Source organism: Pseudoduganella sp. HUAS MS19, assembly GCF_053615455.1.
In genome coordinates this window covers 1,077,418-1,091,222 of the sequence record NZ_CM132133.1, presented here as the reverse complement: position 1 = coordinate 1,091,222, position 13,805 = coordinate 1,077,418, and the positions used below count along the sequence as shown (strand labels likewise).

Annotated in this window: 13 protein-coding genes; 5 read left to right on the top strand and 8 right to left on the bottom strand. The window is 65.7% G+C overall.

What is annotated here, in order from left to right:
* Both ACWBU6_RS05080 and ACWBU6_RS05075 read left to right on the top strand, forming a co-directional pair.
* Positions 1-456, top strand: coding sequence for a DoxX family protein (locus tag ACWBU6_RS05080; RefSeq protein ID WP_452647753.1), 456 nt, complete (start codon positions 1-3; stop codon positions 454-456).
* Positions 435-1,067, top strand: a complete 633-nt coding sequence (locus ACWBU6_RS05075) for a YoaK family protein (protein WP_452647752.1) — start codon at positions 435-437, stop codon at positions 1,065-1,067. Before ACWBU6_RS05080 ends, ACWBU6_RS05075 begins: the two co-directional genes overlap by 22 nt.
* On the opposite strand, the gene ACWBU6_RS05070 is transcribed toward ACWBU6_RS05075, so the two are convergent.
* Positions 1,041-1,688, bottom strand: coding sequence for a response regulator (locus ACWBU6_RS05070; protein ID WP_452647751.1), 648 nt, complete (start codon positions 1,686-1,688; stop codon positions 1,041-1,043). The genes ACWBU6_RS05075 and ACWBU6_RS05070 overlap by 27 nt on opposite strands.
* Before the next feature lie 98 nt (positions 1,689-1,786).
* Complete coding sequence (locus ACWBU6_RS05065; RefSeq protein WP_452647750.1) at positions 1,787-2,659, bottom strand: CsgG/HfaB family protein; 873 nt, start codon at positions 2,657-2,659, stop codon at positions 1,787-1,789.
* 157 nt (positions 2,660-2,816) lie between these two features.
* Between ACWBU6_RS05065 and ACWBU6_RS05060 the strand changes: the two genes are divergently transcribed.
* Positions 2,817-4,685 (top strand): putative bifunctional diguanylate cyclase/phosphodiesterase, encoded by a 1,869-nt coding sequence (locus ACWBU6_RS05060; protein WP_452647749.1) that lies wholly within the window; start codon positions 2,817-2,819, stop codon positions 4,683-4,685.
* Here the strand turns inward: ACWBU6_RS05060 and pepN are convergent.
* Positions 4,682-7,345 carry an aminopeptidase N gene (pepN, locus tag ACWBU6_RS05055; RefSeq protein ID WP_452647748.1) on the bottom strand — a complete coding sequence of 888 codons (2,664 nt, stop codon included), beginning with the start codon at positions 7,343-7,345 and terminating at the stop codon, positions 4,682-4,684. The genes ACWBU6_RS05060 and pepN overlap by 4 nt on opposite strands.
* A gap of 70 nt (positions 7,346-7,415) precedes the next feature.
* Here pepN and ACWBU6_RS05050 point away from each other — a divergent pair, with 70 nt between their 5' ends.
* Together ACWBU6_RS05050 and ACWBU6_RS05045 are read left to right on the top strand one after the other, a co-directional pair.
* Positions 7,416-7,865: a GNAT family N-acetyltransferase gene (locus tag ACWBU6_RS05050; RefSeq protein ID WP_452647747.1), complete on the top strand. Its 450-nt coding sequence runs from the start codon at positions 7,416-7,418 to the stop codon at positions 7,863-7,865.
* Entirely contained in the window at positions 7,862-8,182 is a 321-nt protein-coding gene (locus tag ACWBU6_RS05045; protein WP_452647746.1) for a nucleotide pyrophosphohydrolase, read from the top strand. The genes ACWBU6_RS05050 and ACWBU6_RS05045 overlap by 4 nt, the downstream gene beginning before the upstream one ends.
* A 12-nt stretch (positions 8,183-8,194) precedes the next feature.
* Here ACWBU6_RS05045 and ACWBU6_RS05040 read toward each other — a convergent pair whose 3' ends face one another.
* The 5 genes from ACWBU6_RS05040 to ACWBU6_RS05020 form a co-directional block, all read right to left on the bottom strand.
* Positions 8,195-8,956, bottom strand: coding sequence for a tRNA(His) guanylyltransferase Thg1 family protein (locus tag ACWBU6_RS05040; RefSeq protein ID WP_452647745.1), 762 nt, complete (start codon positions 8,954-8,956; stop codon positions 8,195-8,197).
* Positions 8,946-9,380 (bottom strand): AAA family ATPase, encoded by a 435-nt coding sequence (locus ACWBU6_RS05035; RefSeq protein ID WP_452647744.1) that lies wholly within the window; start codon positions 9,378-9,380, stop codon positions 8,946-8,948. The genes ACWBU6_RS05040 and ACWBU6_RS05035 overlap by 11 nt, the downstream gene beginning before the upstream one ends.
* 11 nt (positions 9,381-9,391) lie before the next feature.
* Positions 9,392-10,309 (bottom strand): alpha/beta hydrolase family protein, encoded by a 918-nt coding sequence (locus tag ACWBU6_RS05030; RefSeq protein WP_452647743.1) that lies wholly within the window; start codon positions 10,307-10,309, stop codon positions 9,392-9,394.
* Between the two features lie 289 nt (positions 10,310-10,598).
* A complete protein-coding gene (locus ACWBU6_RS05025) occupies positions 10,599-12,782 on the bottom strand; it encodes a DEAD/DEAH box helicase (protein ID WP_452647742.1) in 2,184 nt (727 codons plus the stop codon).
* A gap of 174 nt (positions 12,783-12,956) precedes the next feature.
* The gene (locus tag ACWBU6_RS05020; RefSeq protein ID WP_452647741.1) at positions 12,957-13,766 is read right to left on the bottom strand and encodes an SDR family oxidoreductase; all 810 of its coding nucleotides are present in this window, start codon (positions 13,764-13,766) and stop codon (positions 12,957-12,959) included.
* Positions 13,767-13,805 lie beyond the last annotated feature (39 nt).

The window sequence follows — 13,805 nt, the reverse complement described above, 5'->3', positions numbered from 1 at the left end:
ATGGCGCCGCACACACCCGGCGCCGCGCGCCTGCGCACCAGCCGCGCCAGCGCGGGCATTCGCGCCCTGCACTGGCTGGCCCTGCTCCTGCTGTGCGCGGCCTACCTGCAGGGCGGCTTGAACAAGCTGCTGGACTTTGGCAGCGCGGTCGGCGAAATGCAGCACTTCGGGCTGCAGCCGGCGGCGCCGCTGGCGGTCCTGGTGATCGGCGGCGAGCTGGGGGCGGCGGTCATGGTCCTGAGCGGCCGCCTGCGCTGGCTGGGCGCCGCCTGGCTGTCCCTGTTCACGGTGGCGGCCAGCTTCATCGCCAACCGCTATTGGGAAATGACGGGCATGGAACGCTTCATGGCCGCCAACAGCTTTTACGAACATCTGGGCCTGGCCGGCGGCTTCCTGCTGGTGGCCTGGCACGATCTGACGCGCAAAGGAGGCATATGGCACGCGGAGCGACCCTGAGTTTCTTGGCCGGGTATGTCGACACCCTTGGCTTCATCGCCCTGCACGGGCTGTTCACCGCCCATGTAACGGGCAACTTCGTGCTGCTGGGGCGGGAAGTGGTGGCACCGGGTAACGACGTGCTGCTCAAGCTGCTTGCCTTTCCTGCCTTCGTGGCCGGCGTGGTGGCGGTGCGCGCCCTGGTGCGGCGCCGAGAGCGCGCCGGCGGCGGCGCGCTGCGCTCGTCGCACCTGCTGCAGGCGGCATTGCTGCTGGCCGCTGCCGCCACGGCGCGCTGGGACATGGCGGCCGGCTTGCTGTGCGCCGCCGGCATGGGCGCGCAGAACGGTTACGGCAAGCTGCTGCTGGCGAAGCTGCCCGCCAGCACGGTCATGACCGGCAATGTCACGCAGCTGGTGATCGACTGCCTGGACCGCGCCGGCGGCGCGCAGCGCCCGGCCCTGGCTGCCCTGGGCAGCGGCGTGCTGGCGTTTGCAGCCGGCTGCGTGACGGGTGCGCTGGCCTCGCGCTGGGGCATGGGCTGCGGACTGCTGCCGGCGGTGGCGCTGCTGGCGCTCATGGCGGCGCTGTCGCCGCGGCCGGGGTCACAGCCCGATAATGCCGCGCTTTAGGGCAATGGTGACGGCGTGCGTGCGGTCGTTGGCGTCGAGCTTGGTGAGGATGCTGCGCATGTGCGCCTTCACTGTTTCCTCCGAAATCGCCAGCAGGCTGGCGATGCGCTTGTTGGCGTTGCCGGCCGCCGCGCACTGCAGCACTTCCACCTCGCGCTCGCTGAGCAGGGAAGCACCGAGGTGGCTGGCCAGCTGCTGCGCGATCTCCGGCGAGATATAGCGCTGGCCGCCGTGCACGGCGCGGATCATGCCCACCAGTTCCTTGCGCATACTGCTCTTGAGCAGGAAGCCGCTGGCGCCGGCCTCCAGCGCGCGCCGCACTTGGGCGTCGCCGCCGAAGGTGGTCAGCATCACGATGCGCGCGGCCGGGAACTGGGCGCGGATCGCCTGCAGCGCCGCCAGCCCGCACATGCCGGGCATGGCAAGGTCCATGATGGCCAGGTCCGGGCGTACGGCGGCCCAGGCGGCAAGCGCCTGGTGGCCGTCGCCCGCTTCGGCCACCACCTGCATGTCGGGCTCGCTGGCAATGGCGTCGGCCAGGCCGGCGCGCAGCATGGGATGGTCGTCCACCAGCAGCACCCGGATCGGCGCGGCGGTGTCTGGAGTTGTGTGGGTGTTCAAGGAAAAGCTCCGCGCTGGACTGCAACGGAGCACTATAGCAAGGCAAGGCGATGCTGGCAATTTGCCGGGCGTGCGGTACGCCCGGCAAACGGGGGACATTACTTCTTCTTGGCCTTGGCTTTAGGCGTTTGCGACTGGGCGGCGACAGGCTGCTGCGAAGCAGCGGTGGTGCCGCCCTGCACGCCCAGCGCGCCGCCGGTGCCCAGGCCGCCGGCTACTTCCTGCTGCTTGTAGTTGCGCACCGCCCGCACCACGTTGTTGTACGAGTCCATGAAGGCGGCGACCAGGATCTTGCCTTCCGGGGTATTGGTGTAGCCGCCGGCGCCGCCGGCAGCGCTGCCGCCAAACATGGCGCCGAACATGCCGAAATCGGTGTTCTTGGCGCTGCCTTCGGCGGCCGCCAGCTGCACGCCGGAACGGTTGTCGATCATGATCAGCATGGTCGACGCTTCATTGGTTTTCATATTGCCCGCCACCACGCCGGCCACGCTGCCGATCAGGCCCAGGCCGCCCAACGCGCCGCCCATGCCCGAGGTGCCCTTCTGGCTGAAGGTGATGGTCGGGCTCATGGTGTAGTCGGCAGCGGCGATCTGGCCTTTGCCGTAATTGCTGTTGGCGCGCATTTCGCCGGATTTTTCCAGCGCGCGCTCGCCCATCATATGGTCCATGGCGGCGCCGCGTTCCACCACCACGAAGCAGTTCGACTGCTGGATCATCATGCGCAGCACCGGGGTGGTCGAGCCCAGCTTGTACTGGCTCAACTGCTGGAACCACGGCATGCTGCGGTCTTCGACCACGGACAGGGTGCCCAGCGGCCGGTCGCATTTTTCCAGCTGGGTGCTGGCGTTGGCCGCGGTGGCGCCGCCGGCGCCGCCGGTGGCTACGGTACTGCCGCCACCCAGGGTTGGTTGGGTGCCGGCACAACCTGCCAGCGCCAGGGCCGCCACGGCCGCAAACAGTTTGGTTTTCATACGTGAATCCCCTAGTTATTGGATGAAACAGCCGATTTTATAAGAAAGGCATGCCTGAAAAACTATCAAATAGTCACGTGCCGGCTGCGCCCCCAGCGGTGACACGGCGCCGCATTGGGCGTAACATCAGGGTTCCTAAGAGCAAGGAAGCAAGCGCATGGCTGCCCCCGACCAGATCACCCACTGGCGCGAAAAGATCTTTGCCCGCCTGGTCCAGATCGTGCTGGTACTGGGCATTGCCACGGCCATTCCCAGCATCGCGCAATCGCAGCGCGAAGGGCTGTGGGGCGTGGTGGTGGTGGACCTGGTGGCGCTGTCCTGGCTGACGGCACTGTGGCGTCTGCAGGAGGCCGTGTCCTATCCGCTGCGCGCCATGCAATTCCTGCTGATTACCTTTGCCGTGGGCGTGGCCCTGATGCTGCAGGTCGGGCCTGTGGCGCACACCTACCTGCTGGCGGTGCCCTGCCTGGCCGCGCTGCTGGTGGGGCTGAAGCCGGCCATCTGGCTGCTGTTGGCCGGTGCGGTGGCCATCGTGCTGACCGGCTTTGCGCCGGCGCCCGATCCGGCGGTCATGGGGCTGTCCGACGATGCCGCCATGCGCGCCGCCATCGTGGCGCTCAATTACCTGTTCATCGCCGGCGTGCTGACCATGAGCTGCGGGGTGCTGCTGCGCCACCTGGCGCGCTCGCTGGCCGAGGGCGAGCAACTGGCCTTCTATGACCCGCTGACGGGACTGCCGAACCGGCGATTGCTACTGGACCGCCTGGCCGGCCTGCTGGCCAGTTCCGAACGCCAGCAGGCCTTCAGCGCCGTGATGTTTGTCGACCTCGATCGCTTCAAGACCATCAACGATGCGCGCGGCCATGCCACCGGCGACCATTTGCTGCGGCTGGCCGCGCGGCGCCTGGAGCAAGTGGTGCGCAAAAGCGACACCGTGGCGCGCATCGGCGGCGACGAATTCGTGGTGCTCCTGGCGCACCTGGCGCCGGACCTGGCGGCGGCCGGCAATGCCGCGCAAGGGGTGGCGGAGAAGATCCGCGCATCGCTGGCGCAGCAATTCGAGATCGGCGGCCAGGACTACGGCTGCTCGGCCAGCATCGGCGTCACGCTGCTGCCCAAATTTGGCCGGCAGGCCGAAGACCTGCTGCGCGAAGCCGATACCGCCATGTACCGCGCCAAGGCCGCGGGGCGCAACAGCATCGCCTTCTTCGAAGCAGCCATGCAGGCCGAAGTCGAGCGGCGCCTGACGCTGGAACGCGAACTGGGCCAGGCCGTCGAGCAGGAGCGGCTGCACATGGTGTACCAGCCGCAGTTCGATTGCCTGGGGCGGCTGCACGGGGCCGAACTGCTGATGCGCTGGGAGCGCGACGAAGGCGGCATGGTGGCGCCGGCCATCTTCATCCCGCTGGCCGAAGAAGCGGGGCTGATCGTGCCGCTCGGCTTGTGGGCGCTGCGGCAGGCCTGCCTGGCGCAGCAGCGCATGGCGGCGCTCGGCCTGTCGTTGCCGCTGTCGGTCAACGTCAGCCCGCAGCAATTCCGCCACGCCGACTTCGTGCCGCAGGTGCGCAACATCCTGCAGGAGCACGGCATGGAGCCGGCGCTGCTGATCCTGGAAGTGACGGAAGGCCTGCTGGTGGAGAAGATGGATGAAATCGTGGCGCGCATGAACGAGCTGGCCGAGCTCGGGGTGCGTTTTTCCATCGACGATTTCGGCACCGGCTATTCCAGCCTGGCGTACCTGAAACGCATGCCGCTGTATGAGCTGAAGATCGACCGCAGCTTCATCATGGACATGCCGGACGATGCCAGCGACGTGGTGATCGTGCAGACCATCCTGGCCATGGCCGGCCAGATGGGCTTGCGGGTGGTGGCGGAAGGGGTGGAGACGCAGGCCCAGGCCGACTTCCTGGCGGCCCACGGCTGCCATGCACTGCAAGGCTACCTGCTGGGCCGCCCGGCGCCGCTGCCGGCATTGCTCGACCTGCTGGCGGCGCAGGCCGCGCTCTCCACCAAGGCCGACGTTTAGTTCAGCCTCACCGTCAGCGCCTTGCGGATCGCCACGCAGCGCTGGTCCTCCTGATGCGCCACCAGCAGCGAACGGCGGGTGCCGGCACTCAGGCCCGGATTGGCCGCAGCCGTATCGGCCAGCCGCTGTACGCTGGCAGCCGTGCAGGTGGCCGGGATCATGGCGCCGGCATAATCGCGCATGAAGACCGGGCCGGCCGATTTGTCCAGCAGCGGCAACTGCGCCAGGCGCGCCGCTGCGCTTTGCTCATTGAGCGCCACCTGCGAGGAAGGATACAGCGCGTGCATGGCAGTACGGATGCGCGAGAACGGCAGCTTGGTCTGGGTGTCGCCGATCTTTGCCAGCCATTCCTGCTTCAGTTTCGCATCGGGACGCGCCGCCTGCGCTGCCACGGCAGCCAGTTCGCCGCTGTCGGACTTGTCCCTGGCCTGCTCGGCGGCGATGCGTGCCTCGGCTCCCGGATAATCCTTTCGGTTCAGGACCGCGATCATGTCCCAGCGTACGTCCTGGCTCAGGGTCAGCCCGGCCAGCTTCTCGCGGCCATCGAGCATGGCGGCGATGCGCTGCAGCGATTCCTTGCTGCCTGCGGTGCCCAGGTAGGCGTTGAACCAGCGGCGCTGGAAGTCGCCCGTGCTGGCCCGGGCCTGCGCCCACGTCATCTTTTCCAGGCGGCCGACCACGGTGCGGGTGTAGGCGCTGTCGGCCGACATGGTGCGCAGGTAGCGGATCGACTGGCCCATCTTGCCCAGCACGTCGCCCAGCAGAACGTAGTCCTTTTCCTGCGGCGCATTAACCAGCACCGTGTCGAGGAATTCGTTGAGCGGCAATACGCCGTCGCGCACGTTGTCCCACATGCTGTGCCAGAGCATGGTGCGCAGCAGCTTGTCCTCCACCTTGCTGATGTCCTGGCGCGCGGTAGCAAAGGAGCGCGTGTCGAGCTTGGCCTTGACGAAGCCCCAGTCCTGGTAGTTCGGATAGACCAGGTCCGGGCAGGCGGCGCCTTGCAGTTCCGCCACCTCGGTGCGGGCGCCCTTGTAGGTCACCGGCAGCACCTTGGCGATGGCGAGCTGCTTGCCCTTCTTCTGCATCAGCGCCAGCTGCACGCGCTGCTCGCGCAAGGTCGGGAACTGTTCGACCGCCGTCTGCAAGAGGCTGAAGGTCTCGATCTTGCCGGCCTGGCAGCTGTAGCTGGCGGTGATGGTGTTCACGCCCGGCTGGTACAGCCAGTCCTGGGTCCACTGTCCCAGGTCGCGGCCGGCGGCCTGGCCCAGGCTGCCGATGAAGTCGTCCAGCCTGGCGTTCTTCCACTGGTACTTGACCAGGTAGTTATGCACGCCCTTGCGGAAGGCTTCTTCGCCCAGCAGGTGGCGCAGCTGCTTCAGCGTCGATGCGCCCTTGGAATAAGTGATGGCGTCGATATTGTCGAAGGCGTTGGCGGTCGACGGTACCGGGGTTTCGATCGGATGGGTGGTGACGCGCTGGTCCATCACATAGGCGGCCGACTTGCCCTGGGAGTAGAAGTACTGCCAGGCGGCGTCCTTGAATTCGGTGGCTTCGGCAGTGGCCAGGGTGCCCATGAAAGAAGCAAAGCTCTCGTTTAGCCACAGGCCGTTCCACCACTCCATGGTGACCAGGTCGCCGAACCACTGGTGCGCCATCTCGTGCATGATGACGCTGGCCAGGTCGTGCTTCTGGGCGCTGGACATCTTGTCCTTGTGCAGGAAGGAGTGTTCGGCAAAGGTGATGGCGCCGGCATTTTCCATCGCGCCGTACAGGAAGTCCGGCACCAGCAGCTGGTCGTATTTGCCGTACTGGTAAGGGATGCCGAAGTAGTCGTCGAACCAGGCCAGGCCTTGCCTGGTGTATTCGAACCATGGCGCCGGGTCGACCTGGCCGGCCACGGACTGGCGCGCGAACAGGCGCATCGGGTATTTGGCGCTGGTGGCGTCTTCCCACACCTTGTACGGACCGGCGTGCAGCGAGAAGTTGTACGGGCTGAGGATCTTGGAGACCGGGAAAGTCCAGCGCCTGGTGTTTGGCGAGCCGGCTACGTCATCCACTTTGGATTCGCGCGCGGTGGACACCACGATCCAGTCGGCAGGGGCGTTGACATTGACCTGGTAAGTGGCCTTCAGGTCCGGCTGGTCAAACAGTGCGAACATCTGGTGCGCGGCGGCCGGCTCGAAGTGCGAGTAGGTGTAGACGCGGCCATCGACCGGATCGACCATGCGGTGCAGGCCTTCGCCATTGGTGCTGTGCTTGCGCTCGAATTCCACGCTCACGCTGTTGCGGCCCGCCTTCAGGTCGGCGGCGGCCAGCGTAATAAACCAGTTGTTGTACTGGGGCGCGGCGACCGGCTTGCCGTTGACCACCAGGCGCTTGATGGTGGCCTTGTCCAGGTCCAGCGTCAGCGGCTGCGCGTTGTCCTTCAGGTCAAACGTGACGGTGGTGACGTTGCTGAAGGTTTCCTGGCCGGTCAGCGTGAAATCGAGGACATAGGCGACGTTCGACACGCGCGCCGAGCGGGCGGCGGCATCGACCTGGCTCAGGTAGGGGTTTTCGGCGCGCGGGGTAGTGGCGCTGTTGTCGGCGGCGTAGCCGCTGGTGGCGACAAGTGCACTGACTGCCAGTGTAATGGCATGAGGAACTAGCGATTTCATGATTATCCTTATACATGTCTCGCCCCGGACCGGCCCCGGTCAGGTGGCGCAGGGATGATACCATTGGCTGATGGACATCAAACTCGAGACCCCCAACCAGCCGGAAGTCGTGGCCCTGATCGACCTGCTCGATGCCTACCAGCTGTCGCTGTACCCTCCGGAGAGCGTGTACGCGCTCGACATGAATTCGCTGCTGCAGCCGAATGTGCTGTTTGCCGTGGCGCGCAACCTGGACGGCGTGGCGGTGGGCTGCGGCGCCATCGTGGTGACGCCGGAATATGGCGAAGTGAAGCGCATGTTCGTGCATCCTTCGGCGCGCGGCCAGGGCGTGGCGCAACGCCTGCTCGGCATGCTGGAGGCGGAAGCGCTGGCGCGCGGCTGCCGCCAGTTCATGCTGGAGACCGGGCCGTCGCAGCCGGAAGCGATCGGTTTGTATGAGCGCCTGGGCTACCGCGTGCGCGGGCCATACGGCGATTACCGCGACGATCCTTTGAGCGTGTTCATGGAGAAGCCGGCATGACCGATTCGCTGCACGACCTGCGCCAGCGCACCCGCGCTTTCGCCGCTGCGCGCGACTGGGAGCAGTACCACACGCCCAAGAACCTGGCGATGGCGCTGTCGGTGGAAGTAGCCGAACTGGCCGAGCATTTCCAGTGGCTGCCAACCGGCCGCGCCGGCGAACTGGCGCCGGGCCAGCACGAGGCGCTCCGCCATGAGCTGGCCGACGTGCTGCTCTACCTGGTGCAGATCGCCGACAAGCTCGATGTCGACCTGCACGCGGCGGCGCTGGAAAAGATCGCACTCAATGCCATCAAGTACCCGCCGCCGATTGGGTGACCCTGGCGGGGGCTAAGCGTTTTCCAGCAGATTTTCGACGAAGGTGCTGTACTCGTCGCGCATCGGCAACTCCAGGTCCGTCACGATGGCCCGGCGCTGCGATACGACCGGCATATTGTCTTTGGGGTTGAAGCCCGCTTTCTCTTCGACGCCCCAGTAAAGGCCCACGCCGCGCTTCTGCCAATTCGGCAGTTCGTTGAAGTTGATGCCGCGGCTGAAAAGCAGTTCGTTCTTGTCGGCCAGCGATTTGCCGGCGATCGTCGCGGCGGCGCTGTTCGGGTCCACGCCTTCCTTGCGCAGCATCCAGTAGCAGTGGGCGTTCAGTGCGTTGCGGTGCGCGTCTTCATTACGCCAGCGGAAATAGTCGACCACCAGCCGCCTGGTGGGCAGTTCCGAGATGCGGCAGTCGAAGGCGCCCAGTTGTCCCAGCATCAGGCTGAATTTGGCGGAGGCTTCGCCAGCCAGGATGGAGTTGTATTTCCTCGTCTTGCGGCCGAACACATTGATGTCCGGGTCGAACAACAGCGAGATTTCGTCACTCTCCGTGTAGCCGTAAATGACTTTGAAGCCGCAATTCATCAGGTGTTTCGTGGTCTCGATCATCAAGTCCCGGAAGCGGACGTCAAACGGCGCCTCGAATTTCGCAACCTCCTTGGTCAGCCGCGTGAAACTGCGGCCATCGATGCGCGCGACCATATAGATGCCGGGCAGGACGCACTGGTCATGCGCGGTCTCATAAACGCGCATCGATTCGTCAAGTTCATCAAACTTCACTATTCCATTCCTTCACAACGCATTGACCTGCGCTCCAGTCAACGTAATACATTTCATCAAAGCCTTCGTCCTGACTCGGGATTTCCAGCCGTTTGTGGGTGCTGAAGATGCCGACCTGGGGAATGCATTCGCCCCCCTGGCGCCGGCCGTTCCATTCCAGCGAGCGGTCCAGGTCACTCTTGAAGTAATAGCACTTGATGCGGTAGCCATGCTCCTTCAGCAGCGCGATGTAGCGCGCCCTGACCGCTTTACTGACATTGGTGTTGTCGACCACCAGCGGCATTCCTGTATCGAAGCACAGCGCGAACATCAGCTTTTCCCGGTTCTTCGTTTTCAACAGATCGTTGCTGATGCGAACGTGGGAATTGAAGAAGTGCTCTTTGTAGAACGTCGATTTTCCGGATGCCTGGATACCGACCAACATGATTGCTTCCATCAAAGACCCAGCGCCTTGCGGATCTGGCCGTTGACGATTGCCCAGGATTTCGAGTCGGCCGAGACTTCATCGTAGTGGCTGCCGCCGGGCAGGAGCAGCACTTCAGCGGTGTCGCCGGCTGCGCGCGCGCGGCGGGCGTAGTGTTCGCCGGTGGCGATGGGCGAGATGTCGTCGTGCTCGCCGTGAATCAGGACCGTGCGCACGCCTGCCGGCAGCATTTCGGCCGGCGAGGTGTCGGCAAAGACGTCGGGGCGCTGGGCGCTTGGGGTGCCGGCGATTTGCGCGGTTTCGCGCTCGCAGGTGCGGCGGATCAGGGCTGCTTCGTTGCGCAGGTCGGCCAGGCCGCCAAGGCTGATGACCGTGCTGATTTTCAGCGGCTGCGTGGTCCAGGCGGGACTCCATCCGGGCAGCTTGTGGCGCGAAACCGCCCACTGCGCGAGGTGGCCGCCGGCGGAGTGGCCGACTGCGACGATGCGGCTCAGGTCGATGGCGCTGGCTCCGGCTTCGTGCTTCAGCAAGTCCACCGCAGTGGCGACGTCCTGGTACATGCCGGGGTAGCCGCCGCCTTCCTCGTCGTAGCGGCGGTATTCGACGTTCCAGACCGCGATACCCTGCCGGGTCAGCGCGCCGGCCATATTGCGCATCTGCTCGATGCCGCCAAAGTGCACGCTCCAGCAGCCGCCGTGGATCAGCACGACCACCGGGTGCGGACCGGGGCCGGCGGGCTTGAACAATTCGACGAACTGGCTGGCTGCGGTGCCGTACATGATCCGCTTGTCTGGCGCAGGGCCACTCAGCGCGAGGTAATCCTGCAAGTCCATCGGCTGGGTGACCTTCGCATCGGCTGCTGCGGCAGTGGCGCCGACAGCGGCAGCGCCGACGGCGGCGCACAGGGAATGACGGATCAGTTTGCGCATGGTTTTCTCGGCGAAGTCCGGAACAGCCAGCAGCATAGCGTGGCGATGGCTAATTCGGCAACAACACTTGCAGACGCCGCCAGTCGGGGCGCCGCTTGGGGTGCCCCTCGGAGGACTGTCGGGGACTACTACTGAAAACTGCTGAAACGACCACTGAAACGAACTGAAACCTGCCGGGTTTTGCCCGTGATAGCGCGATAGCCCGAAAAATTTCAGTAGCTTTCAGTAGCAGCTGCAGAGGGGGCGGCAGGGCCGGGGGTGTTGTCCGGCCCCAGGGTTTCCGCGCCGATCAGCGCTTTGGCTTGGCGGCCGGCTTCTTCGGCGGCGTATGCTTGCCGGACATCGGCGGCATGGCGTCGGCCAGCGACATTTTCAGTTGCTTGCCGCCGACCCAGACCTTGCGCAAGTGCTTGAAGATATCATCCGGCATGCCGTCCGGCATCTCGACAAAGGCGTGGTCTTCCAGGATCTCGATGCGGCCGATGAAACGCGATTCGAGGCCGCTCTCGTTGGCGATGGCGCCGACCAGGTTGCCGGCATTGACGCCGTCGCCCGAGCCGACTTCAACGCGGTAGGCGCGCATCGGCATCGGGGCTGGACCGCCCTCGCCTGCCGCGGCCTTGTCCTTCTTCTTGCGTTTCGGCGCCTCTTCGAACATCGGCTCGTCGTCATCGGCGCGCGAGGACAGCGGCGGGGCCGAACGTTCCACGCGTTCTGCGCGCTCCGGGCGCTCGGCACGCTCAGGCTTGGCCGCGCGCGGCGCCTTGGCCGCTGGCGCCGGTGGCGGCGTTTCGCCGTCGCGGTGCAGGCGCAGCGGCTGGCCGGCGACGCGCAGCACTTGCAGCGCGTCGATATCGCCCGGCAGCAGGTCGGCCGGCATGTCCAGCAGCGAGTAGTCGTCGTAGATTTCGATGCGGCCGATGAACTTGGAGTCGATGCCGCCTTCGTTGGCGATGGCGCCGACGATATTGCCCGGCTTGACGCCGTGCTGGTAGCCCACTTCCACGCGGTAGGTGGCCATGCCCTGCTCCGGCTCGCGCTCGATGCGTTCCTTCTTCGGACGCGGCTCGCGTGGCTCGCGTGGCTCGCGCGGCTCACGCTGTTCGCGGCCCGGCCCTTCCTGGCGCGGCGCGCCGTCCTCATGCCAGCCTTTTTCGCGCGATTTGTCCAGCAGCAGCGGCTTGCCGCCGCAGGCCATCATCGCCAGCGCGGCGGCGACTTCGACGGCAGGAATATTGTGCTCGGCTTCGTACTCGCGCACCAGGTTTTCGAAGAAGGACAGGCCTTCCTGCGCCAGGGTGTCGGTGATCTGGTCCTTGAACTTGCCGATGCGGACGTCGTTGACCGCCTGCAGCGTCGGCAGCGTCATCGGCGTGACCGGCTGGCGCGTGGTGCGCTCGATCAGCTTCAGCAGGTTGCGCTCGCGCGGAGTGATGAACAGGATCGCTTCGCCGCTGCGGCCGGCGCGGCCGGTGCGGCCGATGCGGTGGGTGTAGCTTTCCGGGTCGTACGGCACGTCGTAGTTGACCACGTGGCTGATGCGCTCCACGTCCAGGCCGCGCGCCGCGACGTCGGTGGCCACCAGGATGTCGATTTTGCCGTCCTTGAGCTGGCCGATGATGCGTTCGCGCGCCGCCTGCTGCATGTCGCCGTTGATGGCGCCGGCCGAGAAGCCGCGCGCCTGCAATCGTTCCGCCAGTTCCTCGGTGCCGATCTTGGTGCGCGAGAAGATGATCATGCCGTCGAACGGCTCCGCTTCCAGGATGCGGGTCAGCGCGTCCAGCTTGTGCATGCCGGACACCAGCCAGTAGCGCTGGCGGATGTTGGTATTGGTGGTGGTCTTGGCCGCCACCATCACTTCCGCCGGGTCGTTCAGGTAGGTGGTGGCGATGCGCTTCACTTGCGCCGGCATGGTGGCCGAGAACAGCGCGGTCTGGCGCGATTCCGGGGTTTCCTGCAGGATGCGCTCGACGTCTTCGATGAAGCCCATGCGCAGCATTTCGTCCGCTTCGTCCAGCACCAGGGTTTTCAGCTGCGACAGGTCGAGCGAGCCTTTTTCCAGGTGGTCGATGACGCGGCCCGGGGTGCCGACCACCACATGCACGCCGCGGCGCAGCGCTTGCAGCTGCGGGCCGTAGGACTGGCCGCCGTAGATCGGCAACACGTGGAATTTCGGAATGTGGGTGGCGTAGCGCTGGAAGGCTTCGGCCACCTGGATCGCCAGCTCGCGCGTCGGCGCCAGCACCAGCGCCTGCGGCGCTGCCTGCTTGATGTCGATGCGCGACAGGATAGGCAGCGCGAAGGCGGCGGTCTTGCCGGTGCCGGTTTGCGCGGTGCCCAGCACGTCGCGGTTTTCCAGCAGGTGGGGAATGGTGGAGGCCTGGATCGGAGACGGGGTCTCGTAGCCTACTTCTTTCAGCGCCTTCAAAATGGGGGCGCTGAGGTTCAAATCGGTAAACAGGGTGTCAGACATGGCGGCACTCGTGAGGTTATTGTTGTATCGCCTGATGCGACGGGAAAGCGCTATTTTACCCTTTAGCGCGCTCTAAACCGGTAACCCGGTGTCAGGCACAAGTGCCTGACACCAATCCGCGCCGGCCGCGTGCCGGGCATCTGACCCTGCGGCTCAGACACCGGTTTACCGGTTTCAGGTGTGCGGCTTGACGTCATCCTTCAGCGCGTTCAAAGCCATTTTCTCAATCAGCCCCGGCGCCAGCAGCTTGAGCCAGCGTCCCAGCTTGCCCTTGGCCGTCATCACCACCTCGCGCCGGCGCCCCGCCATGCCATCGATAATCAGCTTCGCGCATTCGGCCACCGGCATCGCCGCATCCTCGCGCAAGCTGCTCTGGCCCAGTTCCCCGCCCGCGGCGTTATAACCCCGATAACGGATCTGGGTATCGACCACTCCCGGGTAGGCCGTGGTGACACTGACGCCGTACGGCTTCATCTCCGCCCGCAGTGCCTCGAAGAAGCCCGCCATGGCGAACTTGGTGGCGCCGTAGGCAGTGCGCCCCGGCACGCCGACCAGGCCCGCCAGCGACGACACGGCCACGATCCGGCCCTGCGCCTCCTTCAAGTAAGGCAGCGCCGCATGGGTGCACCAGATGGCGCCCCACAGGTTCACCCTCATCAGGTCCTCGTACCAGCCCAGGTCCGCCACTTCCTCGAACAGCGCGTGGGCCGAACGGCCGGCGTTGTTGACCAGGACGTCGATGCGGCCGAAGCGCTCCACCGCCGCCGCAACCAGGTGGCGGCACTGCGCCTGCTGGGCCACGTCGGTGGCCACTACCAGGGTGTGGGCGCCGGCGCTATTGCAGTCGGCAGCCACTGCCTGCAATGCAGCTTCGTTGCGCGCGGCCAGCACCAGCGCCACGTCCTTGCCGCGTGCCCTGGCCAGCTGGCGCGCCATCTCTGCTCCGATACCGTCGGATGCGCCGGTGATGATAATGACTTCCATGTATCTCCTTTGTTTCGCCGCCGGGAATCCGTTCCATTA

What these genes read in the sequence shown, in the direction of transcription:
- ACWBU6_RS05080 (WP_452647753.1), top strand. Translation starts at nt 1, where the DNA reads ATGGCGCCGCACACACCCGGCGCCGCGCGCCTGCGCACCAGCCGCGCC.
- ACWBU6_RS05075 (WP_452647752.1), top strand. Translation starts at nt 435, where the DNA reads ATGGCACGCGGAGCGACCCTGAGTTTCTTGGCCGGGTATGTCGACACC.
- ACWBU6_RS05065 (WP_452647750.1), bottom strand. Translation starts at nt 2,659, where the DNA reads ATGAAAACCAAACTGTTTGCGGCCGTGGCGGCCCTGGCGCTGGCAGGT.
- ACWBU6_RS05060 (WP_452647749.1), top strand. Translation starts at nt 2,817, where the DNA reads ATGGCTGCCCCCGACCAGATCACCCACTGGCGCGAAAAGATCTTTGCC.
- pepN (WP_452647748.1), bottom strand. Translation starts at nt 7,345, where the DNA reads ATGAAATCGCTAGTTCCTCATGCCATTACACTGGCAGTCAGTGCACTT.
- ACWBU6_RS05050 (WP_452647747.1), top strand. Translation starts at nt 7,416, where the DNA reads ATGGACATCAAACTCGAGACCCCCAACCAGCCGGAAGTCGTGGCCCTG.
- ACWBU6_RS05045 (WP_452647746.1), top strand. Translation starts at nt 7,862, where the DNA reads ATGACCGATTCGCTGCACGACCTGCGCCAGCGCACCCGCGCTTTCGCC.
- ACWBU6_RS05035 (WP_452647744.1), bottom strand. Translation starts at nt 9,380, where the DNA reads ATGTTGGTCGGTATCCAGGCATCCGGAAAATCGACGTTCTACAAAGAG.
- ACWBU6_RS05030 (WP_452647743.1), bottom strand. Translation starts at nt 10,309, where the DNA reads ATGCGCAAACTGATCCGTCATTCCCTGTGCGCCGCCGTCGGCGCTGCC.
- ACWBU6_RS05025 (WP_452647742.1), bottom strand. Translation starts at nt 12,782, where the DNA reads ATGTCTGACACCCTGTTTACCGATTTGAACCTCAGCGCCCCCATTTTG.
- ACWBU6_RS05020 (WP_452647741.1), bottom strand. Translation starts at nt 13,766, where the DNA reads ATGGAAGTCATTATCATCACCGGCGCATCCGACGGTATCGGAGCAGAG.